Origin of the sequence: Streptomyces sp. NPDC046759 (assembly GCF_040645475.1) — a bacterium.
Taxonomy (GTDB): domain Bacteria; phylum Actinomycetota; class Actinomycetes; order Streptomycetales; family Streptomycetaceae; genus Streptomyces.
This window is the reverse complement of the sequence record NZ_JBEYYJ010000002.1, coordinates 297,989-318,101: the sequence shown is the minus strand read 5'-3', so window position 1 is coordinate 318,101 and position 20,113 is coordinate 297,989. Positions and strand designations below refer to the sequence as shown.

Sequence of the window (20,113 nt, the reverse complement as noted above, 5' to 3'; positions counted from 1 at the left end):
CCGGGTCGGCCGCCGCGCGGGTGACCGTATCGCCGCGCCACCGGGCATATCGGCATACAAGCGGTCATCCAGTCCTACGTTCATACAGTGACCCCACGAGTACGCCGAATCACCGCTGTCTGCGCCCTGAGCGCGGCTCTCGCCGCCTGTGGTAGCGCGGGCCACACGGGCGGTGCCCGTCAGGCCCCGGCCAAATCCCCCGTCTCCGCCTCTCCGTCCGCTCCGCGTCCGCCCGTACTGGCCCCGGGTCCTGAGGGTCTGACCCCGGTCTTCGAGCACGGCCCGCGCACCCTGGGCAAGACCGTCGCGCTGACCTTCGACGCCGACATGACCGCCGCCGAAGGACCGCGCGCCGCCGCCGGCGAGCACTTCGACAACCCGGACCTCATCGGCGCCCTGCACGAACTGAAGGTGCCGGCGACGATTTTCATGACCGGCCGCTGGGCCGACGAGTACCCGGTCGAGGCCCGCAGCCTGGGGCACGACCCCCAGTTCGAGGTCGCCAACCACTCCTACAGCCACTACGCGTTCACCGACCACTGCTACGGCCTGCCCGCTGTCGGCGCCGGCAAGATGCGGTCGGACGTGGAGCGGGCGTACGCCTCCCTGCACAAGGCGGGCGTGTCGCACGCACTGCCCTACTTCCGCTTCCCCGGCGGCTGTTACGACCGGAAGGCACTGCGCGCGCTGAGCGGGCTCGGGTTGACCGCGATCCAGTGGGACGTGGTCAGCGGCGACGCGTTCGCCACGGACGCCGACGCGGTCACCCGGCAGGTGCTGGACGGGGTCAAGCCCGGCTCGGTCGTCATCATGCACTGCACCCGCAGCGCCGCCCCCACCACTGAACGGGTCGTCCGCGCGGTCGTACCGGAACTGCGCAAGCGCGGCTACCGGTTCGTGAAGGTGTCCACCCTGATCGGCGAGACCAGCGGTCACCGCTGACGGTGCCGGGACAGCCGGGATGACCGGTATGCGGTGAGCCGGACGGCCACGGCGAAGGCCGCGGCCTGAGCAGGGCCGCCCGGCCGGCAGTCAGCCGTCGCCGACACTCGGCAGTGAGAACGCGCAGGTGAGCGGACGATTGTCAGCTACGGTGGGCCATTTCGAGCAGTGCAAGCCGGCACCCGTGGACCGCTTTACCTCGTTCGGCCCACAGCGGTCGCTGCGGCGCATGAGTCACGGTGTCATGACACTGCGCCCCGCGCTCAGAGCGGATGCGCGGCGGGTCTCGCACTTCAGACGGGCGAACCCGTGTCAGTCAGCTTGGGAAGGTGGAGACAGTGACGCAGTTCAGCAAGGGCGATCGTGTGGAGTACCAGGGGCAGGACAACCAGAAGCACACCGGAGAGATCCGGCGTATCCAGGGTGAGTCGCCCCAGGCGCGGTACACCGTCCGCGACGAGAGGACCAAAGCGGAAGAGCAGGTCGAGGAGCGGAAGATCGAGCGGTCGCTGTAACCACAGCATCGTGATGAGTCGCCCCCTGCGAGGGTGGGCGACTCATCGGCGTGAGGGACTTGCTGTCCGGCGCCGGCCTGTCGAGGATCTGCTTCGCGAGTACGAATGAAACGCAGCCTGCCGTGCCCGAGGCTCCCGGCATCCTGTCCAGGGGCCCGGTCGTTTCCCGGTCCCCCCACGGCGTGGTGGCCTGTCGGTCCGGCAGGTGGTCAAGAGTTGCGTGGGGCCGCCTGGATGTGCCGTCTCATGACATTGGTTGCTCGCGGTCAGGCTTGGCGTGCGTAGGACGCGAGGCGATCGGCGAGCGCGATGACGAGGTCGCGCAGTTCATCGGGGCGCTCGATGACGAACGGCCGGTCGAGTGAGGCGAGTACGGGAGGCAACCAGTCGAGCCGCTCCGCCCGTAGCTGGACGCGCAGCCAGCGCTCGGTCGCCCGGTCCTCGCCTGCCGTGGGCGCGTGCTCCTCCAGGCTCGCGACGCTGGCGGGAAGATGGGCGCGGATCTGCCCCATCGTCCCGTGGATCCGCAAGGTCACCTCATGCCGGTACTCGGCCGTGGCGAACGCTGACAACACGCGCTGCGCCGGACCGGTACCCACGGGCGCTTCGAACGAGCCGGGCAGCGTCCGCGCGTCTGCGATGCGATCGAGCCGGAAGGTTCGGTCCGCGCCGATCTGGGCGTCTTTGCCCGTGACGTACCACCGGCCCGCATGGGCGACGATCCCGTACGCGTGCAGCATGCGTTCGCTGCGCCGTCCGTCGCGGTCGGTGTAGCGGATCGAGACCGGTCGACGGTGGCGCACCGCATCGGCGACGGTGAGCAGGACCTCGGCGTCCGGGGTGTCGAAATCACCGGGCTGATCCGTGAAGGCGAGGGCTTCCAGGAGTGTGTCGAGCCGACGGGCGATGCGCTTGGGCAGCACCCGCCGGATCTTCGCCGATGCCGTCTCGCTCGCCGTGCGCTCCATCGTCGTCAACCCCGCTCGGCGACCGGCGACCAGGCCGAGCAGCACGGCCAGCGCCTCGTCGTCGCTGAGCATGAGCGGAGGCAAGCGGTACCCGGGAGCCAGCCGGTACCCGCCGTAACGGCCGCGCACCGATTCCACCGGCACGTCCAAATCGATCAACTGGTCCACGTACCGCCGCACCGTGCGCCCTTCGACGCCGAGCCGGTCGGCGAGTTCGGCCACCGTCCGGGTGCCGCCCGACTGCAGCAGCTCCAGGAGTGTCAGCACGCGGCCGGTGGGTCGAGACATGGTCGCAGCCTAACGCGAATACAGGACCGATCCTGTCCCCTATTTCTCCTAGCCTGCGCTGTGCACACCTCCAGCACGGCCAAGGAGATCCCCATGGACTTCGTCTCGATCCGCATCATCACCAGCGACGTAGCGCGCCTCGTCGAGTTCTACGAGCGCGCCACCGGGGCGCGGGCGATGTGGGCCACCAAGGACTTCGCCGAACTCAGGACCGCAGGCGCCACCCTCGCGATCGCCGACACCCGCACCGTCCCGCTGTTCGCCCCGGGCTCTGCCCGCCCGGCAGACAACCACAGCGTGATCACCGAGTTCCTCGTCGACGACGTGGACCGCGTGCACCAGAGCCTGACCGGCTTCGTCACCGACTTCGTCACCGAGCCCACCACGATGCCCTGGGGCAACCGGTCACTGTTGTTCCGCGACCCCGACGGCAACCTCGTCAACTTCTTCACCCCCGTCACCCCAGCGGCCATCGAAAAGTTCGCACGCTGACGCCACGCACAGCCGCTCACGCGGGAGCCCTGAGATCCCAGGCTCCCGGTGAACGCGGCCGCCGAGTCCGGGAGCGCCACCAGCAGGATTCGAACCTGCGCACACGGCTCCGTTGGCCGCTGTTCAGTGGGGGGATTTCGTCGCCACCCGTTGCATGAGAGGTCCGCGCCCCCGCGACGGGGCCATAAAAGGGGCACGGACCTGCGCCCCTTAGAGTTGGCTGGTGTGAGCCAGAGTCTGCCGTCCCCCGGGAACAGTCCCTTCCAGGCCGAGCGCAATCCGCGCGACGAAGCACCCCAGTTCGTGCTGCCCCTCGTCGTACGGATCGAGCGGGATGCGCCGCCCGCGCGCACGGACGCGCTGGAGACGGCCGCCCGGGCGGTGCTCGTGCTGCTCGGGGACGAGCGGGCGCACGGCGACGGCGAGTGGGCGGAGGCGGTCCGCGACTGGGAGGACGCGCGGATCCGCAAGGTCGTCCGGCGGGCACGGGGCGCCGAGTGGCGGCGGGCCGAGGCGCTGCCCGGGATCACGGTGACCGGCAAGTCTGCACAGGTGCGGGTCTTTCCGCCGGTCCCACTCGACGGCTGGCCCAAGGACCTGGCCAAGCTCCAGGTGTCCGGCACCGAGCTGGACGACCCCGAGGGGCCGGCCGCCGCCGACCCGGCCCATCCGGTGCTGTGGCTGAACCCAGGGCTGGAGATGTCGGCCGGGAAGGCGATGGCCCAGGCCGGGCACGGCGCCCAGCTGGCCTGGTGGGCGCTGTCCGATGCGGAGCGCACCGCCTGGCGCGACACGGGCTTCGCGCTGGCCGTGCGGACGGCCGACCCCGCCGACTGGGCAGGGCTGACCGGCAGCGGGCTGCCGGTCGTACGGGACGCCGGCTTCACGGAGATCGCTCCGGGCTCGTGCACGGTCGTCGCCGACCATCGGGCGCTGCGCTAGGAAGGACCGATCAGGAAGGACCGATCAGGAGGGACCGACGACGCGGGTCGACGGGCGGGTCGACGGGCGCGGGTCGTCCGCGGCACGCGGGGCGGACCGGAGCCGGCGCAGCGGAAGGAGCAGGAGGACCTGGGCGAGCCCGCCCGGAGCCACCGCTCGACCGCCGCGGTGCTCTCCGCCTCCGCCGGACCGGCGGTGACGGAGCGGGAGTTCGTTCTGCCGAACCTGGGCGGCGTTCCGGGCGGCCGGGCCGCCGGCTTCCGCTTCGTCGGCCATGTGGTGCACGCCTGGGACGTCGCCGCCCTCGGCACCGCGGTGGACCTCCCCGGACACGTCGTCGTCGCCGCGCTCGCCGCGGGCCGCCAGGTACCGGACGGTCCCGGCCGGCCCGGCCCCGGTTTCTCCTCCGCCCCGGCCGTGGACGTACCCGAGGACTCCGGCCCGCTGGTGGCGGCGCTGCGCCTGCGGGGACGTTTTGCGGCGGTGTCCGGCAGGGAGCTGAAGCTCAAATGTTGCTCTGAACCCGGCTCCGGGGGATTCGGGGCCGGCCGCCGGGGCCATACCCCCGTCATTCGAAGGAGGGCTCGAGGGGCTCGCCGTTCGGAGGAGGGGGAACCATGGGGCGACTGGGCACGGGGATCGGCTGGCGGCCGGAGATCGCGGACGCCGTGGAGCGCATGCCGGGCGTCGACTGGGTGGAGGTCGTGGCGGAGAACATCTGCCCCGGCCATCTTCCGGCATCACTGGTGCGGTTGCGCGAGCGCGGGGTGAGCGTGGTCCCGCACGGCGTCTCCCTGGGCCTGGGCGGCGCCGACCGTCCCGACGCGGTCCGGCTGACGGCGCTCGCGGAGCGGGCCGAGGCGCTGGGCGCGCCGCTGGTCACCGAGCACATCGCCTTCGTCCGCGCGGGCGGGCCGCTCACCGCCTCCCCGGGCCTGGAGGCCGGCCATCTGCTGCCGGTACCCCGCACGCGGGACGCGCTGGACGTGCTGTGCGAGAACGTGCGCATCGCCCAGGACGCCCTTCCCGTGCCGCTCGCCCTGGAGAACATCGCCGCGCTGTTCTCCTGGCCGGGTGAGGAGCTGACCGAGGGACAGTTCCTGTCCGAGCTGGTCGAGCGCACCGGCGTACGGCTGCTGATCGACGTGGCCAATCTGCACACCAACCACGTCAACCGGGGCGACGACCCGGCCCGGGCGCTGGCCGCGCTGCCCGTCGAGGCGATCGCCTACGTCCATGTCGCGGGCGGCTTCGAGCGCGACGGAGTCTGGCACGACAGCCATGCGCACCCCGTGCCGCGGCCGGTGCTCGACATCCTGACCGACCTCGCCTCCCGCACCGCCCCGCCCGGTGTCCTGCTGGAACGGGACGAGAACTTCCCCGAACCGGCCGAGCTGGAGCGGGAGGTGGCCATGATCGGGGAGGCGGTGCGGGCCGGCCGCGAGCGGGCCCGCCAGGGCACGGGGGCCGTTGCCGTGGGCGGGGCGGCGGGCGGGGGTGTCGCCCTTCTGGCACGGCCTGCGGTCGCCTCCCGGGAGCGGCTCGCAGTCGCCCAGGCCGCCGTCCTGTCCTCGCTGGTGGCCGGGACGCCGGTACCCGAGGGATTCGACCGGGTCCGCATGGGGGTGCAGGCGCGAACTCTCGCCGCGAAACGGGCGGACGTGGTGGCGAAGGTGGCGCCGGAGCTGCCGGTCCTGCTCGGTGAGGGGTACCGGGCGGCGTTCCTGGAATACGCGCGGGAACGGCCGATGGGCGGGGGGTACCGGCGGGACGCGCTCGACTTCGCCGGGCATCTGCTGGAGACGGGGCGACCGGAAGACGCCGGGGCCCGGCGGAAGCTGCGGGAGTGGTGGCTGGACCGGGCGGGCCCGGCCCCGAGGCCGAGGGGGCGGGTGGCACGGGTGGCGCGGGTGACGCGGAGGGTCCTGCTGCGGGACCGCGTCTGAAAACGTCCCCACGGGACCGGGGAACCGCGCGACCGGCCACGACACACCCGCGGACCCCGGCGCGCACCGACACCCCACGACGCCCCGCACCCGGACGACGACCACACCGCACCCGACCGGGACATGAATCTCACCGAGTAATATGCCTGCCCGCACCCCACCCTCATGCACACTCGCGTGCGGTGCGCTACAGGAGGCGCCATGCGACCCCGACCCCCGATCAAGGGCCGAGGCATATTCAACGGCACCGGGCTGGTCATCGCCGCCCTCGCGGCGACCGCGGCGGCACTGCTCTACCCGGTCCTGTCCTACGCCGACCGCCAGGACGCCACCGACGCGACCGTGTTGAGCACCCAGACCGTGACGACCCCGTACGGCCCCCTGTCCGCGCAGGACCGCGACTTCCTCGCGAAGGTCCGGCTGGCGGGGCTCTGGGCGCTGCCCGCCGGCGAGTTGGCGGAGCAGAAGGGCACCGCGGCCGCCGTGCGCACCGCGGGCCGGCACCTGGTCGACGGGCACACCTCGCTGGACGCCCATGTCCGCACCGTGGCCACCCAGCTCGGCGTCCCGCTGCCCAACGAGCCGAACGCGCAGCAGAATCAGTGGCTCGACACCCTGAAGGCGGCACAGGGGCAGGACTTCGACCGCCAGTTCACCGAGATCCTCCGGCTCGCCCACGGCCGGGTGTTCGCGCTGGTCGGGCAGGTACGGGCCGCCACGCAGAACTCCCTGGTCCGCGATCTGGCCGACGACGCGAACGCGACCTTCCTGGACCACATCAAGGCCCTGGAGGCGACGGGGTACGTCGACTTCGCCGCCCTCGCGCGCGATCTGGCCGCCTCCCCCACTCCCGTGCCGTCCCCGCCCATGGTCGACCCCGGCGCCGCCGAGCCGGTCGCACCCTCTGCGGGCGAGTCGTACTCCCTGCCGCCCGCCACCACCAGCCCGCCGCCGAGCAGCCCCTGACCTGGGCGCGAAACGGAACGTCACAGACCGGCAACACTGTGTCCGGATGGTGAACAAGGCATGGCGCCAACCCAGGCCTCTGGCATAGAAACACGTCATGTTCTGGGTCCTTCTCCTCCTCCTGGCCTGGGCTTTCGCCGGTACGGCGTGCACCCGGCTGTGCCTGGCGGCCGTCCGCGCCGCAGCCTTGGACACGGAAGCCACGACGGCGGAACGGGAGCACGATCTGACGCTGTACGAGGCGGCCTTCCTCTGCGGCGGCCCCGCCCGGGTCGCCGATGTGACCATGGTCTCCATGGCGCGCCAGCGGCGCCTGCTGCTCGCGCACACCGGCTGGGCCACGGTGGTGGACCCCGCGGGGCGTGACGAGATGGAGCAGTCCGTCATAGGCGCCATAGGGCCGGCAGGCCAGTCGCGCATCGCACCCGTGCGGGCACGCGCGGCGGGCGCCGAGGCCGTACGGCGGCTCGCCGACCGGCTGGTGCGCGCCGGTCTCGCCGTCCCGGACGGCGCCGGTGCGACCGTGGGTTCCGCCGTGCGCCAGGTACGCGCGGCGGCGTCGGTGGTGGCGGTGCTCGGGGTGACCGCGCTGCTGCTGCCGGTCCATACCGGGACGCCGCGGCTCCTGGTCGGCCTGTGGTTCGCCCTGCCCCTCACGCTGTCGCTCAGCTGCCTGGCCATCGCCCGCTTCGAGGTGCATCCGTACTCGCGCTGGGCCTCCCCGGCCGGGCAGCGGCTGCTCGGCGCCCTGGTGCGCAGGCCCGCCGGTGACGAACGGTCGTTCCTGACCTCGGTCGCCGTACGCGGCATCCGCGCGATCGGGGAGCCGCAGCTGCGCGCCGCCTTCACGCACCGCGACCAGCCCTGGCGGGAGTGAGGGCGTCCAGACCGTCTTCGGGGGCGCATAGGGGGCATTGGGGCCGACACCGGCCGGGTGGTGCTTGCCTTCACCCTCAGCCGAACGAAATATCCCTTTTGTTGTCGCCGGGGCGTGGCAGCCGAGCCATCGCCGCCGCTGCACCGAAGGGATACGCGATGAGAGCTGCCGCCCTGTACTCGGCCGCCGGGTCCTTGCTCGTGACCACACTGGCCGCCGTCCCGGCCGGCGGCGCGCCGGCCACGGGCGGACTGCCCGGCGCGGCCGAGCTGCGCGGGACCGAGGTGGCCGTGGCCCGTGCCCGGGCGGCCGGCATCGACTTCGGCGCGTGTTCCTCCGCCGATGTGCCGCACGCGCCGGGCAACCTGCGCTGCGGCACGGTGACCGTTCCGCTCGACTACACCCACCCGGACGGCAAGCAGATCAAGCTGACCGTCAGCCGGATCGCCGCGACGCACAGGGACCCGCACAACAGCAAGCGCAAGGTACGCCGGCAGGGCGCCCTCGTCTTCAATCCGGGCGGTCCCGGCGCGTCCAGCATGTCCTTCCCGCTGATCGGCGTGGCCCCGCAGTGGCAGCGCATCGCCGCCGCCTACGACCTGGTCGGCTACGCCCCGCGCGGCGTCGGCCGCTCGGCGCCCCTGTCCTGCGAGGACCCGAAGCGCTACGTCAAGGCGCCCACCGCGTCACCGGCGCACCCGTCGGAGGCGTACAAGCGGCAGCGCATCGCGCAGGCCAAGGCGTACGCGCGCGGCTGCGCCGAGCGCTCCGGCGGCACGCTGCGGCACTACACCTCGCTGAACAACGCCCGCGACCTGGACGTGCTGCGCGCGGCACTGGGCGAGGACCGGCTGACGTTCATGGGGGCGTCGTACGGCACGTACTTCGGCGCGCTGTACGCGGCGATGTTCCCCTCGCACGTACGGCGCATGGTGCTGGACTCGGCGGTGGACCCGGCCCCGGACAAGATCTGGTACCGCGACAACCTCGACCAGTCGGCCGCGTTCGAGGGCCGCTGGGCGGATTTCCGCGGCTGGGTCGCCCGCCACGACGACGTCTACAAGCTCGGTGACACCGCCGGGAAGGTGCAGCGCAGCTACGAGACCGCGCGGCAGCGGCTGGCCGGGAGGGCGGCGGGCGGCAAGGTCGGTCCCGGCCAGTTGCAGAACGCCTTTCTGATGGCCGGGTACTACGACGACTTCTGGCCGAGCCGGGCGGAGGCCCTGTCGGCCTACCTGCACGGCGATCCGAAGCCGCTGGTCCGGCTGGCCGCGCCGAGCGCGCGGACGGCCGCCGAGGCGGAGAACGGCAGCGCGGTCTACACGGCCGTGGAGTGCAACGACGCGTCCTGGCCGACGGACTGGAAGGTCTGGGACCGCGACAACACCCGGCTGGCCCGGGTGGCGCCGTTCGAGACCTGGGACAACGCCTGGCTGAACCTGCCGTGCGCCTACTGGCCGGCTCCCCGGCAGCGGCCGCTGGACGTGCGGACCGGGCCGGGCGAACTGCCGGCGGTGCTGATCCTCGCGGCCGAGCGGGACGCGGCGACGCCGTACCCGGGTGCCCTGGAGATGAACCGGCGGCTGGCCGGGTCGGTGCTGGTGACCGAGCGGGACGCGGGCACGCACGGCATCGGGGGCGGCGCCAACCAGTGCGTCAACGGCTATCTGGAGGCCTACCTGCTGCAGGGGCGTGTTCCCGTGCGGCGCGCATCGTGCGCGCCGCACCTGTCGCCGAAGGCAGGGGAGCCGGCCAAGAAGTCCCGGCGGAACGTCCCCAGGGGCAGGGCCGGTCGGCGCGTCTAGGCCAGCCCCGCCACCAGGTCCGCGATGTCCTTGCGGCGGCCCGTGAAGAACGGGACCTCCTCGCGGACGTGCCTGCGGGCCTCCGAGCCGCGCAGGTGGCGCATGAGGTCGACGATGCGGTACAGCTCGTCGGCCTCGAAGGCCAGGATCCACTCGTAGTCACCGAGGGAGAACGAGGCGACCGTGTTGGCGCGCACGTCCGGGTAGCCGCGGGCCATCTTGCCGTGGTCGGCGAGCATGCGGCGGCGGTCCTCGTCGGGCAGCAGGTACCAGTCGTAGGACCGCACGAACGGGTAGACGCTCACGTAGTCGCGGGGCGTCTCGTCGGCGAGGAACGCCGGGATGTGCGAGCGGTTGAACTCGGCCGGGCGGTGCAGCGCCATGTTCGACCACACCGGCTCCAGCGCGCGGCCCAGCCTGGTGCGGCGGAAGAGGTTGTACGCCTCCTGGAGCTGGTCGCTGGTCTCGGCGTGCCACCAGATCATGAGGTCGGCGTCGGCGCGCAGGCCGGAGAGGTCGTAGGTGCCGCGGATCGTCACGTCCTTGGCGGCGAGCTGGTCGAACAGCTCCTGGACCTCGTCGGCGTAACCCGCGCGGTCCTCCGGCAGCACGTCCTTCAGCCTGAAGACCGACCACAGGGTGTAGCGGATGACCTCGTTGAGGTCCTTGGCCAGCTTGCCCTTGTTCGGGATCCTGCCGGACTCGGTGGTGGGGGCGTCGTCACTCATGGTCCCTATTCTCCCGCTCCGCCGTGCAGGCTCTGCACCGGGTTGGCCGTAAGCTCCCGGATTCCGCTCAGGTCGCCGCGGAGCTGGTCGGCCGCCGCGTAGGCGCTCGCGATGCACGCCGGGATGCCGACGCCGTCGTACTGCGCGCCGCAGACCGCGAGGCCCGGCAGCTTGGCGACGTGCTCGCGGATGCGGGCCACCCGCGCGTGATGCCCGACCGGGTACTGCGGCAGGCCGTCGGTCCAGCGGGTGACCCGGGTCCGCAGGGGCACGGCGTCCAGGCCGGTGGCTTCCCGCAGGTCGTGCCGGGAGACCTCGACCAGGGCCGCGTCGTCCCGCTGGAGGATCTCGGTCTCCCCGTGGCGGCCCACGGAGGTGCGCAGCACGAGCACGTCCGGGTCCTCCTCGGAGATCCAGCCCCACTTGTGCGAGGCGAACGTGGACGCCTTGATGGTGCGGCCGTCGACGGGCGGGACCAGGAAGCCGCTGCCCGCCGGGAGGCTCAGGCCGGCGCGGCGGTAGGCGAGGGTGACCAGCGCCATCGAGGCGTACTCCACGGCGGCCAGCTCGGCCGCGGCCTCCGGGGACTCGGCGCGCAGCAGCCGCGCGGCGGCCGGGGCGGGCACGGCGACGATCACGGCGTCGGCGTGCAGCACGCGCTCACCGGCGGTGATCCGCCAGCCGCCGGGTGCCTCCCGGCGCAGCGCGGTGACCGGCGTGCCGGTCAGGATCTCGCCGCCGCGCGCCCGGACGGATCCGGCGACCGCGAGCGGCAGGGTGCCGACGCCGCCCTCGATGCCCATGAAGACGGGACCGGTCTGCTGCTGCGCCGCCGCCCTGGCCTGGATCTCCCGGACGCCCTCGGTGAGGGAGGCGTGGGTGCGGGCGGCCTGGAAGAGCTGCGGGACCGCCGAGCGCATCGAGATCCGGTACGCGTCGCCCGCGTACACCCCGCCGAGCAGGGGCTCCACCAGGCGGTCGACGACCTCGCGGCCGAGCCGGGCGGCGACGAACTCCCCCACGGCCACGTCCTCGCCGATCTCGGTGCGCGGCAGGTCGGCGTCGCGCTCGATGCGGGCGAGGCCCTCGTCGGACAGTACGCCGGTGAGCGCGGCGGCGGTGCCGGGCACGCCCATCACATGGCCCTTGGGCATGGGGCGCAGGGCACCGCGGGTCCAGATCGAGGCGGTGGCGGTGGCCGGGGGCTGGAGCCGCTCGGCCAGGCCCACTTCGCGGGCGAGGTTCACCGCCTCGGGGCGGCGGGCGAGCATCGACTCGGCGCCCAGGTCGACGCGTACGCCCGCGATCTCACCGGGCAGCAGCTTGCCGCCGACGCGGTCCGCGGCCTCCAGTACGGTCACGCGCGCGGCGCGTCCGAGCAGCCTGTGGGCGGCGGCCAGCCCGGCGATACCGGCTCCGATGACGACGACATGTCCCGTACGCGTACCCGTTGCGCTCATGCCCCCACTCTCTCAGACCCCCACTGACACTCCCGCCCGCCGCCGGAGGCCGGGCCGAGTCCGGACCGTGACCTCATCGGGACCGGATGCGGCCAAACGTTTCCGCCCGGCCCGCCGTCGAAGGACCGGCACCGGCCACAGCCCTCCCGGGGGGATCCGCCCATGCGCACACCACGTCCCGCACCATCCGTCCGCTCCCTGTCCGCGATCCTGCTCGCCGCCGCCCTCGCGCTCGCCGGGTGCGGTGCGGACGACTCGGGCGGCGGCGCCTCGGCGAAGTCCGCGGCGAACGGCGCCGGCATGACCGCCGGGCCGGACCGGGCCGGCGGCACCGCGCCGGCCCCCACGAAGTCCCCGCTCACCCAGGACGCGATCGTCCGGACCGCCTCCCTCACCGTCCAGGTGAAGAGCGTGCCCGAGGCCCTGGACCGGGCGCGGGCCGCCGCCGAGGGCGCGGGCGGTTACGTCGGCGAGGAGAACACGAGCCGGGTCTCCGGTGGCCACGAGCACACCCGGGTGGTGCTGCGCGTCCCGTCCGGCAGGTACGAGACGGTCCTCGCCGAACTCCAGGGCACAGGCAGGCTGATCGACCGCACGGCCAGGGCCGTGGACGTCACCGACCAGGTCGTGGACGTGGCCGGCCGCGTCAAGTCGCAGCGGGCGAGCGTGGACCGGATCCGCGCGCTGATGGACCGGGCGACCGGGCTGAGCGATGTCGTCTCGCTGGAGGGAGAGTTGAGCAGCCGTCAGGCCGACCTGGAGGCGCTGCTGTCCCGGCAGGCGTCCCTGAAGGACCGCACGAGCCTGGCCACCATCACCCTGTCGCTGTCCGAGACGCCGGTGAAGAAGGCCACCGGCCACCACTCCCCCGGTGTCGTGGACGCGCTGTCGGGCGGATGGCACGTGTTCGTCACCGTGCTGCGCTGGATCGTCCTCGCGCTCGGCGCGGCCCTGCCGTTCGCGGCCTCCGCGGCCCTGCTGACGCTGCTGTGGCTGCGGGTCGTACGGCCGCGGCTGCCGCGGCGCCGGGAGCCCGCGCCCGCGATGACCGCGCTGGGCCCGCTGCCGTCGGCGCGCCCCGCGCCGGAGTCCACCGGCGAGCGGCCCGAGCGGGACTGACCCGCCCTCGCCCCGTAGCGTGGTCCCATGAGCATGGGCGACGGGCGGGGCGGGACGGAACGGCTGGTCGTGATCGGCGGCGATGCCGCGGGCATGTCCGCGGCATCGCAGGCACGCCGGCTGAAGGGACCGGCAGAACTGGAGATCGTGGCCTTCGAGCGCGGCCACTTCACCTCCTTCTCGGCGTGCGGCATCCCGTACTGGGTGGGCGGCGACGTCCCCGAGCGGGACGACCTGGTCGCCCGCACCCCCGAGGAACACCGGGCGCGGGCGATCGATGTGCGGCTGCGCACCGAGGTCACCGAGATCGACGTGGCCGGACAGCGGGTACGCGCGCGTGACGTCGATTCCGGCGCCGAGTCCTGGACGTCGTACGACAAGCTCGTCATCGCGACCGGCGCGCGCCCCGTCCGCCCCGACCTGCCCGGCGCGGACGCGCCCGGGGTGCACGGCGTGCAGACCCTCGACGACGGCGAGGCCCTGCTCCGGACGCTGGCACGCACGCGTGGCCGCAGGGCGGTGGTCGTCGGGGCCGGCTACATCGGCGTGGAAATGGCGGAGGCGCTGATCAACCACGGCTTCGAGGTGACGGTCGTCAACCGCGGCAGGGAGCCCATGTCGACGCTCGACGCGGACATGGGCCGCCTGGTGCACCGGGCCATGGAGGGCCTCGGCATCACGATGGTGAACGACGCCGAGGTCACCAAGATCCTCACCGGTGAGGACGGCCGGGCCCGCGCGGTGGCCACGCAGGACGCCGAATACCCGGCGGACGTGGTGGTCCTCGGCATCGGGGTACGTCCGGAAACCGCTCTCGCCGTGGCCGCGGACCTGCCCCTCGGCGCCCACGGCGGCCTGCTCACCGACCTTGCGATGCGGGTGCGCGGACACGAGAACATCTGGGCGGGCGGTGACTGCGTCGAGGTGCTGAACCTGGTCTCCGGCCAGGACCAGTACGTCCCCCTCGGCACCCACGCCAACAAGCACGGCCAGGTCATCGGCACCAACGCCGGGGGCGGCTACGCCACCTTCCCGGGCGTGGTGGGCACGGCGGTCAGCAAGGTCTGCGACCTGGAGATCGCCCGCACCGGCCTCCGTGAGAAGGACGCCGACCGGGTGGGCCTGCGGTACGAGACGGTCACCATCGAGTCCACCAGCCGGGCCGGCTACTACCCCGGCGCCTCCCCGATGACGGTGAAGATGCTCGCGGAACGCCGCACGGGCCGGCTGCTCGGCGTCCAGATCGTCGGCCGCGAGGGCGCGGCGAAACGGGTCGACATCGCCGCGGTGGCGCTGACGGCGCGCATGACGGTGGAACAGATGACGGCCCTGGACCTGGGCTACGCCCCGCCCTTCTCACCGGTGTGGGACCCGGTCCTGGTGGCGGCGAGAAAGGCGGCGGCGAAGGTGCGGGTCTCCCAGGCCTCGGCCTAGGCGGTTGTGCTGATGCGCGGCAGAGCGGACACGGCCGCCTGCGGCTGCTCTCCGGCGGGTTTGGCGTGCGTGGCGGACGGCCGGGCGGAGCGCAGCCGGTAGCTGACCGCTTCGTCGAGCGTCACCGGCCGCTGCATCTGCGAGGCGAGCCGCCCGGCCTCCTGGCCGAGCCGTGCGACGTCCTCCCAGGGGAGCCGTACGACCAGAGAGATCTCCGCCTCACCGTCGGGCAGAGCATGCATGGGAGGAGTGTTTCGTTCGCTCATCGCCTGTCCTCACGTCGGTTGAGAACCCATACGGACACCCACACCGCGGCGTTCACCGATTCGCCCGCCGCATCCCGGGCACTACTTCTGTGTGGTCATCCCCGTCCATGACGTGAACCCGGTGCGCCGCACCCCCTGGGTGACGTACGCCCTGATCGCCGCGAACGTCCTCGTGTTCGTCACCACGCCGGGCATGTCCGGTTCCGTGGCCGGCGGCAGCGACCTGGCGCAACTGTGCCATCTGCAGGCCTTCATGGACCATTACGCGGCGGTCCCCAGAGAGCTGGTCCACCATCAGCTGCCCAGGCTGGTCCCCACGGGAGACGTGGGCGTGGGGCCGCACGGCCCGGGCTGCGTCGTGGCCCCGCCCCGCTACGCCAAGTCGCCCCCGCTGTCGGTGTTCACGGCGATGTTCCTGCACGGCAGCTGGCTGCACCTGCTGGGCAACATGCTCTTCCTGCTGATCTTCGGCAACAACGTCGAGGACCGGATGGGCCACATCCGCTTCTTCCTCTTCTACGTCGCCTGCGGGTACGCGGCCGGCTACGGCTTCGCACTGCTCAACGCCGGCTCGGGCGAACCGCTGATCGGCGCGTCCGGCGCGATCGCGGGGGTGCTCGGCGCCTACATCGTGCTGTGGCCGAGGGCGCGGGTATGGGTCCTCGTGCCGTTCCTGATCTTCCTGCCGCTCAGGCTGCCGGCCTGGCTGGTACTCGGATTCTGGTTCGTGCTGCAGGCGGTGTACTCCTCCGGGCACGGCGTCACCGGTGCCGGCGCCGTGGCCTACGCGGCGCACGTGGTCGGCTTCCTGGCGGGCATGCTGCTGGCCTGGCCGCTCAAGCCCGGCACCCCTGCCCCGCCGGAGCCGCGCGGCCTGCTGTTCGGCAGACGGGCGCGGCCCCGTTACACCTGGTGAGTCAGCGCGCGGTCGCGGTGTGGACGTAGTCCACGAGGCGGGTCAGCGCGTCCGGGTCGGTGTTCGGCAGGACGCCGTGGCCGAGGTTGAAGACGTGCCCCTCGAGGCCGGCGGCCGCGTCCAGCACCTCGCGGGCCCTGGCCTCGACGGTGTCCTTGTCGGTGAACAGGATCGTCGGGTCGAGGTTGCCCTGGAGCGCCTTGCCGGGGCCGACGCGGCCCTGGGCCACGTCCAGCGGGATGCGCCAGTCGACGCCGACGACGTCCGCGCCGGCCTCGCCCATGAGCGGCAGCAGCTCTCCGGTGCCGACACCGAAGTGGATGCGCGGCACGCCGTAGCCGGACACGGCTTCGAAGACCTTCGCGGAAGAAGGCATGACCGAGCGCCGGTAGTCCGCCGGGGCGAGGGCGCCGACCCAGGAGTCGAACAGCTGGACCGCGCTCGCGCCGGCCTCGATCTGCACCTTCAGGAAGGCGGCGGTGATGTCGGCGAGGCGGTCCAGCAGGTCGGCCCACAGCTCGGGGTCGCCGTACATCATCGCCTTGGCGTTCTCGTACGTGCGAGAGGGACCGCCCTCGACGAGGTAGCTCGCGAGGGTGAAAGGCGCGCCCGCGAAACCGATCAGCGGGGTCGGGCCCAGCTCCTCGGTGAGCATGCCGATCGCCTCGGTGACGTAGGGGACGTCCTCGGGCGTGAGGTCGCGCAGCCGGGCCAGATCGGCGCGGGTGCGGATGGGCTCCTCGACGACCGGGCCGACGCCGGGCCGGATGTCGAGGCCGAGGCCGATGGCCTTCAGCGGGACGACGATGTCGCTGAAGTAGATCGCCGCGTCGACGTTGTGCCGGCGCACCGGCTGCAGCGTGATCTCGGTGATCAGCTCGGGCCGCATGCAGGACTCGAGCATGGGGACGCCCTCGCGCACCTTGCGGTACTCGGGCAGGGAGCGGCCGGCCTGGCGCATGAACCACACGGGAGTGTGCGGCACGGGTTCGCGCCTGCACGCTTTGAGGAAGGCGCTGTCGTACGTCGCTGTCGGCTGCATGCTGTCGTTGGCGGTCACGGGGCAAGTTTCGCACGGCGCCGGATCGGGACGTGCCCGGCGTGGCGGCCGGCGGCACCGACCTGCTGTGTCTTGCCCTGCACAAAGCCGCGCTTCCCCTTACTCTTCCCCGCATGGCTGCGGCTCACGGAATGTCGGACGGCGCTGACGGAATGGACGACGTGGTGGACACCGAGGAGGCGGACCGGCGCTCCGGTACTCCGGGGCCGCCGGCCTTCCGGGCCGCGGTCGACGCCCTGCGCAGCAGCCGGCTGCGGCCGCAGGTGGAGGTGGAGCCCACGGCCGCCCCGCAGCGGCTGGCGCCGTACGCGTACGCGCTGGAGGCCGTGGTCGTCGACGGCGAGCAGGAGCTGGCCGACGGACGACTGGTGCTGCTGCACGACCCGGCGGGCCACGACGCCTGGCGCGGAACGTTCCGGATGGTGACGCTGGTGCGCTCGGAGCTGGAGCCGGAGATGGCGGCCGATCCGCTGCTGCCGGAGGTGTGCTGGTCGTGGCTGACCGGTGCGCTGCAGGCGCGCGGGCTCGGCTATGGCGAGCCGAGCGGCACGATCACCCGCGCGAGCTCGCACTACTTCGGTGGGCTGGCCGAGCGGCCCGCGGCCTCCCAGATCGAGATCAGGGCGTCCTGGACGCCCCGCGAGGGCCTCGGCGGGGTGCCGGACACGGCCTCGCACCTGGCCTCCTGGTGCGATCTGCTGGCGCAGGTCGGCGGTCTGCCGCCGGCCGGTCCGGGCGACGCGTCGGTGGTGACGCTTCCGCAGCGCAGGGGCCCGCAGTCGCGGTGAGAGCGCGGCGCGTGAAGCCACCGTTCCGGGCGGCTTCATCCGCATGGCTGGCTTATTGACCATCCCTTTGTCGATACGGCCACTTTCCGAACCCGAATCGCCCCCGCTTGAACCGACTCGATCTTCGGATGATCGATCGCGTGTCCGAATTGCACGGATTGTTACTCACTAGATCGTGATCATTCTCTAAAGGCGGACGAGTTTGCTGCCGAAGACGACTGTGACCTTGAAAGCACGGTTCGTCCCGGCTTCATCCCCACAAGCCGGCCCCGTCCCCCACCCAGGAGGCCTGGTGTCCGTTCTCCTCGAGCAGCCCGCAAGCCTGGTCGCCTACCGCCCGAACAAGCCGACCGCCATGGTCGTCGTGGCCGACCCCCGCGTCCGCTCCACCGTCACCCGTCACCTGTGGGCGCTCGGCGTGCGCGATGTCATCGAGGCCTCGTCCATCGCCGAGGCTCGTCCCCGCATCGGCAACCCCCGCGACATCTGCGTCGCCGACGTCCACCTGCCCGACGGCTCCGGCCTGACCCTGCTGTCCGAGACCCGCGCCGCGGGCTGGCCCAACGGGCTGGCTCTGTCCGCCGCCGACGACATCGGTGCGGTGCGCAACGCCCTGGCGGGCGGGGTCAAGGGCTACGTCGTCACCGGCACCCGCACCAACATCGGACTGCCCACCCGGCCCGGCGCCGCTCCGCTCGGCGCCGCCCGGATGCACCGCCGCCCCCCGGGCGCCCCGAGCCACCCGGGCGGCTACCGCGAACTGTCCGGGCGCGAGGTGGAGGTGCTGCGCCTGGTCGCCGAAGGCCAGTCGAACAAGGCGATCGGCGTCTCGATGGGCCTGTCCGCCCTGACCGTCAAGAGCCACCTCGCACGCATCGCCCGCAAGCTGGGCACCGGCGACCGGGCCGGGATGGTGGCGGTGGCCCTGCGCACCGGAATCATTCACTGAGAGCTGCCACTGAGCTGCTGCTGAGCTGTCACTGAGCCGATCACCAGCCACCGAGCCATCAGCCGACCGACCGAGAAGACCACCGGGAAGACCACCGACGCGACCCTTGAAGACATGCTGAACCGCTCCTCGAGCCCATCCTCCAGCCCCCTCCCGAGCCGTTCGCCGAGCCGTTCGTTGAGCCGACCGGAGCAGCCGCCGGATCACTCATGTGAACTGCACCTTTCACCGGCCTGACTGGTTTACGACCCTCCCGCGCCCGTCGACGGAACGTTCCGTCGACGGGCGCCGTCCACACACGGATACCCTTGACAGGTGACCGACGCCCAAGACACCGCAGCAGACAGCTCCCTGCGCATCACCGGAGGCACTCCTCCGGACGACGCCGGATCTTCTGTGATGGGGGCGCCGACACCGCTGCTGGAGCCCCGTGAGGGCATTCCGCCCGTCGTCGCCGACCAGACCACCCTCGCCCGGATGGTCTCCGCCTTCGCCGCGGGCTCCGGCCCCGTCGCCGTCGACGCCGAGCGCGCCTCCGGCTACCGCTACGGCCAGCGCGCCTATCTGGTGCAGCTGCGCCGTGAGGGCGCCGGCACCGCGCTGATCGACCCCGTCGCCTGCCCCGACCTGTCCGGATTCGGCGCGGCGCTCTCCGGCGTCGAATGGGTGCTGCACGCGGCCACCCAGGACCTGCCGTGCCTGCGCGCGATAGGCATGGTGCCCACCGCGCTATTCGACACCGAGCTGGCCGGCCGGCTCGCGGGGTTCCCGCGCGTCGGTCTCGGCGCCATGGTCGAGAACGTCCTCGGCTTCGTCCTCGAGAAGGGCCACTCCGCCGTCGACTGGTCGACCCGGCCGCTCCCCGACCCCTGGCTCAGGTACGCCGCGCTCGACGTGGAACTCCTCGTCGACCTGCGCGACGCCCTCGAGAAGGAGCTGGACCGGCAGGGCAAGCTGGAGTGGGCGCTCCAGGAGTTCGACGCGATCGCGACCGCGCCGCCGGCCGAGCCGAGGAAGGATCCCTGGCGCCGTACGTCCGGGATGCACAAGGTGCGCAGGCGACGGCAGCTCGCTGTCGTACGGGAGCTGTGGGAGACGCGGGACCGCATCGCGCAGCGGCGGGACATCTCGCCGGGCAAGGTGCTCAGCGACGCGGCCATCGTCGAGGCCGCGCTCGCCCTGCCGGGCAGTGTGCACGCGCTCGGCGCGCTCAACGGGTTCGGGCACCGGACGGGGCGCCGGCAGCTGGAGCAGTGGCAGGCGGCCGTGGACCGGGCCAGGGCCCTTCCCGACAGCGCGCTGCCACAGCCGGGGCAGCCGGTGACCGGACCTCCGCCGCCGCGGGCCTGGGCCGACAAGGATCCCGCCGCCGCGGCACGCCTGTCGGCGGCTCGGGCGGGGGTGACCGCTCTCGCCGAGCGGCTCAGCATGCCGCAGGAGAACCTGGTGTCCCCGGACACCGTCCGGCGCATCTGCTGGGAGCCGCCGAAGGTGATCGACACCGAGTCGGTGGAGAACGCGCTGGCCGGGTACGGAGCGCGGCCGTGGCAGGTGCAGCTGGTGACGCCGGTGCTGGTGTCGGCACTGACGGCGAAGGGCGCCTAGCCTCCGCCGGGACGTCGGAATCACGCCACGCCGGGATGTGACGTTCA

At 72.7% G+C, this 20,113-nt stretch carries 20 protein-coding genes; 14 read left to right on the top strand and 6 right to left on the bottom strand.

Going from position 1 to position 20,113, the window contains the following annotated elements; all coding sequences use genetic code 11:
* Positions 1 to 87: 87 nt before the first annotated feature.
* Positions 88 to 942 carry a polysaccharide deacetylase family protein gene (locus ABZ919_RS04095; RefSeq protein WP_361242496.1) on the top strand — a complete coding sequence of 285 codons (855 nt, stop codon included), beginning with the start codon at positions 88 to 90 and terminating at the stop codon, positions 940 to 942.
* A 338-nt stretch (positions 943 to 1,280) separates the two neighbouring features.
* A complete protein-coding gene (locus ABZ919_RS04090; protein WP_361242493.1) occupies positions 1,281 to 1,457 on the top strand; it encodes a hypothetical protein in 177 nt (58 codons plus the stop codon).
* Between the two features lie 266 nt (positions 1,458 to 1,723).
* Here ABZ919_RS04090 and ABZ919_RS04085 read toward each other — a convergent pair whose 3' ends face one another.
* Entirely contained in the window at positions 1,724 to 2,713 is a 990-nt protein-coding gene (locus ABZ919_RS04085; RefSeq protein ID WP_361242490.1) for a YafY family protein, read from the bottom strand.
* Between the two features lie 93 nt (positions 2,714 to 2,806).
* Between ABZ919_RS04085 and ABZ919_RS04080 the strand changes: the two genes are divergently transcribed.
* Together ABZ919_RS04080 and ABZ919_RS04075 are read left to right on the top strand one after the other, a co-directional pair.
* Entirely contained in the window at positions 2,807 to 3,205 is a 399-nt protein-coding gene (locus ABZ919_RS04080) for a VOC family protein (protein ID WP_361242487.1), read from the top strand.
* A 225-nt stretch (positions 3,206 to 3,430) separates the two neighbouring features.
* Positions 3,431 to 4,147, top strand: coding sequence for an aminoacyl-tRNA hydrolase (locus tag ABZ919_RS04075; protein ID WP_361242484.1), 717 nt, complete (start codon positions 3,431 to 3,433; stop codon positions 4,145 to 4,147).
* A gap of 24 nt (positions 4,148 to 4,171) precedes the next feature.
* Here ABZ919_RS04075 and ABZ919_RS04070 read toward each other — a convergent pair whose 3' ends face one another.
* A complete protein-coding gene (locus tag ABZ919_RS04070) occupies positions 4,172 to 4,423 on the bottom strand; it encodes a hypothetical protein (protein WP_361242481.1) in 252 nt (83 codons plus the stop codon).
* A 341-nt stretch (positions 4,424 to 4,764) separates the two neighbouring features.
* On the opposite strand from ABZ919_RS04070, the gene ABZ919_RS04065 reads away from it, so the two are divergent.
* The 4 genes from ABZ919_RS04065 to ABZ919_RS04050 all read left to right on the top strand — a co-directional run bounded on the left by ABZ919_RS04065 (position 4,765) and on the right by ABZ919_RS04050 (position 9,741).
* Positions 4,765 to 6,093, top strand: a complete 1,329-nt coding sequence (locus ABZ919_RS04065; RefSeq protein WP_361242478.1) for a DUF692 domain-containing protein — start codon at positions 4,765 to 4,767, stop codon at positions 6,091 to 6,093.
* A 201-nt stretch (positions 6,094 to 6,294) separates the two neighbouring features.
* Positions 6,295 to 7,059, top strand: a complete 765-nt coding sequence (locus ABZ919_RS04060; RefSeq protein WP_361242475.1) for a DUF4142 domain-containing protein — start codon at positions 6,295 to 6,297, stop codon at positions 7,057 to 7,059.
* 97 nt (positions 7,060 to 7,156) lie between these two features.
* On the top strand, positions 7,157 to 7,936 hold the full coding sequence (locus tag ABZ919_RS04055) for a TIGR04222 domain-containing membrane protein (protein ID WP_361242472.1): 780 nt from the start codon (positions 7,157 to 7,159) through the stop codon (positions 7,934 to 7,936).
* A gap of 158 nt (positions 7,937 to 8,094) precedes the next feature.
* On the top strand, positions 8,095 to 9,741 hold the full coding sequence (locus tag ABZ919_RS04050) for an alpha/beta hydrolase (protein WP_361242469.1): 1,647 nt from the start codon (positions 8,095 to 8,097) through the stop codon (positions 9,739 to 9,741).
* Here ABZ919_RS04050 and hemQ read toward each other — a convergent pair.
* Positions 9,738 to 10,469, bottom strand: a complete 732-nt coding sequence (gene hemQ, locus ABZ919_RS04045) for a hydrogen peroxide-dependent heme synthase (RefSeq protein ID WP_361242466.1) — start codon at positions 10,467 to 10,469, stop codon at positions 9,738 to 9,740. The genes ABZ919_RS04050 and hemQ overlap by 4 nt on opposite strands.
* A gap of 5 nt (positions 10,470 to 10,474) precedes the next feature.
* Positions 10,475 to 11,929 (bottom strand): protoporphyrinogen oxidase, encoded by a 1,455-nt coding sequence (gene hemG / locus ABZ919_RS04040; RefSeq protein ID WP_361242463.1) that lies wholly within the window; start codon positions 11,927 to 11,929, stop codon positions 10,475 to 10,477.
* Positions 11,930 to 12,091: 162 nt separating this feature from the next.
* On the opposite strand from hemG, the gene ABZ919_RS04035 reads away from it, so the two are divergent.
* Together ABZ919_RS04035 and ABZ919_RS04030 are read left to right on the top strand one after the other, a co-directional pair.
* Positions 12,092 to 13,048, top strand: a complete 957-nt coding sequence (locus ABZ919_RS04035; protein ID WP_361242460.1) for a DUF4349 domain-containing protein — start codon at positions 12,092 to 12,094, stop codon at positions 13,046 to 13,048.
* A 27-nt stretch (positions 13,049 to 13,075) separates the two neighbouring features.
* Positions 13,076 to 14,482: an FAD-dependent oxidoreductase gene (locus tag ABZ919_RS04030; protein WP_361242456.1), complete on the top strand. Its 1,407-nt coding sequence runs from the start codon at positions 13,076 to 13,078 to the stop codon at positions 14,480 to 14,482.
* On the opposite strand, the gene ABZ919_RS04025 is transcribed toward ABZ919_RS04030, so the two are convergent.
* Positions 14,479 to 14,724: a hypothetical protein gene (locus ABZ919_RS04025; RefSeq protein ID WP_361242453.1), complete on the bottom strand. Its 246-nt coding sequence runs from the start codon at positions 14,722 to 14,724 to the stop codon at positions 14,479 to 14,481. The genes ABZ919_RS04030 and ABZ919_RS04025 overlap by 4 nt on opposite strands.
* A 115-nt stretch (positions 14,725 to 14,839) precedes the next feature.
* Between ABZ919_RS04025 and ABZ919_RS04020 the strand changes: the two genes are divergently transcribed.
* Complete coding sequence (locus ABZ919_RS04020; RefSeq protein ID WP_361242450.1) at positions 14,840 to 15,664, top strand: rhomboid family intramembrane serine protease; 825 nt, start codon at positions 14,840 to 14,842, stop codon at positions 15,662 to 15,664.
* Between the two features lies 1 nt (position 15,665).
* Here the strand turns inward: ABZ919_RS04020 and hemE are convergent, their stop codons facing one another.
* The gene (gene hemE / locus ABZ919_RS04015) at positions 15,666 to 16,724 is read right to left on the bottom strand and encodes a uroporphyrinogen decarboxylase (protein ID WP_361242447.1); all 1,059 of its coding nucleotides are present in this window, start codon (positions 16,722 to 16,724) and stop codon (positions 15,666 to 15,668) included.
* Between the two features lie 113 nt (positions 16,725 to 16,837).
* Here hemE and ABZ919_RS04010 point away from each other — a divergent pair, with 113 nt between their 5' ends.
* From ABZ919_RS04010 to ABZ919_RS04000, 3 genes are all read left to right on the top strand, one after another.
* The gene (locus tag ABZ919_RS04010; RefSeq protein ID WP_361242444.1) at positions 16,838 to 17,512 is read left to right on the top strand and encodes a DUF3000 domain-containing protein; all 675 of its coding nucleotides are present in this window, start codon (positions 16,838 to 16,840) and stop codon (positions 17,510 to 17,512) included.
* 292 nt (positions 17,513 to 17,804) lie between these two features.
* Positions 17,805 to 18,461: a response regulator transcription factor gene (locus ABZ919_RS04005; protein WP_023545949.1), complete on the top strand. Its 657-nt coding sequence runs from the start codon at positions 17,805 to 17,807 to the stop codon at positions 18,459 to 18,461.
* 315 nt (positions 18,462 to 18,776) lie between these two features.
* Complete coding sequence (locus tag ABZ919_RS04000; protein ID WP_361242441.1) at positions 18,777 to 20,066, top strand: ribonuclease D; 1,290 nt, start codon at positions 18,777 to 18,779, stop codon at positions 20,064 to 20,066.
* Positions 20,067 to 20,113: the final 47 nt, after the last annotated feature.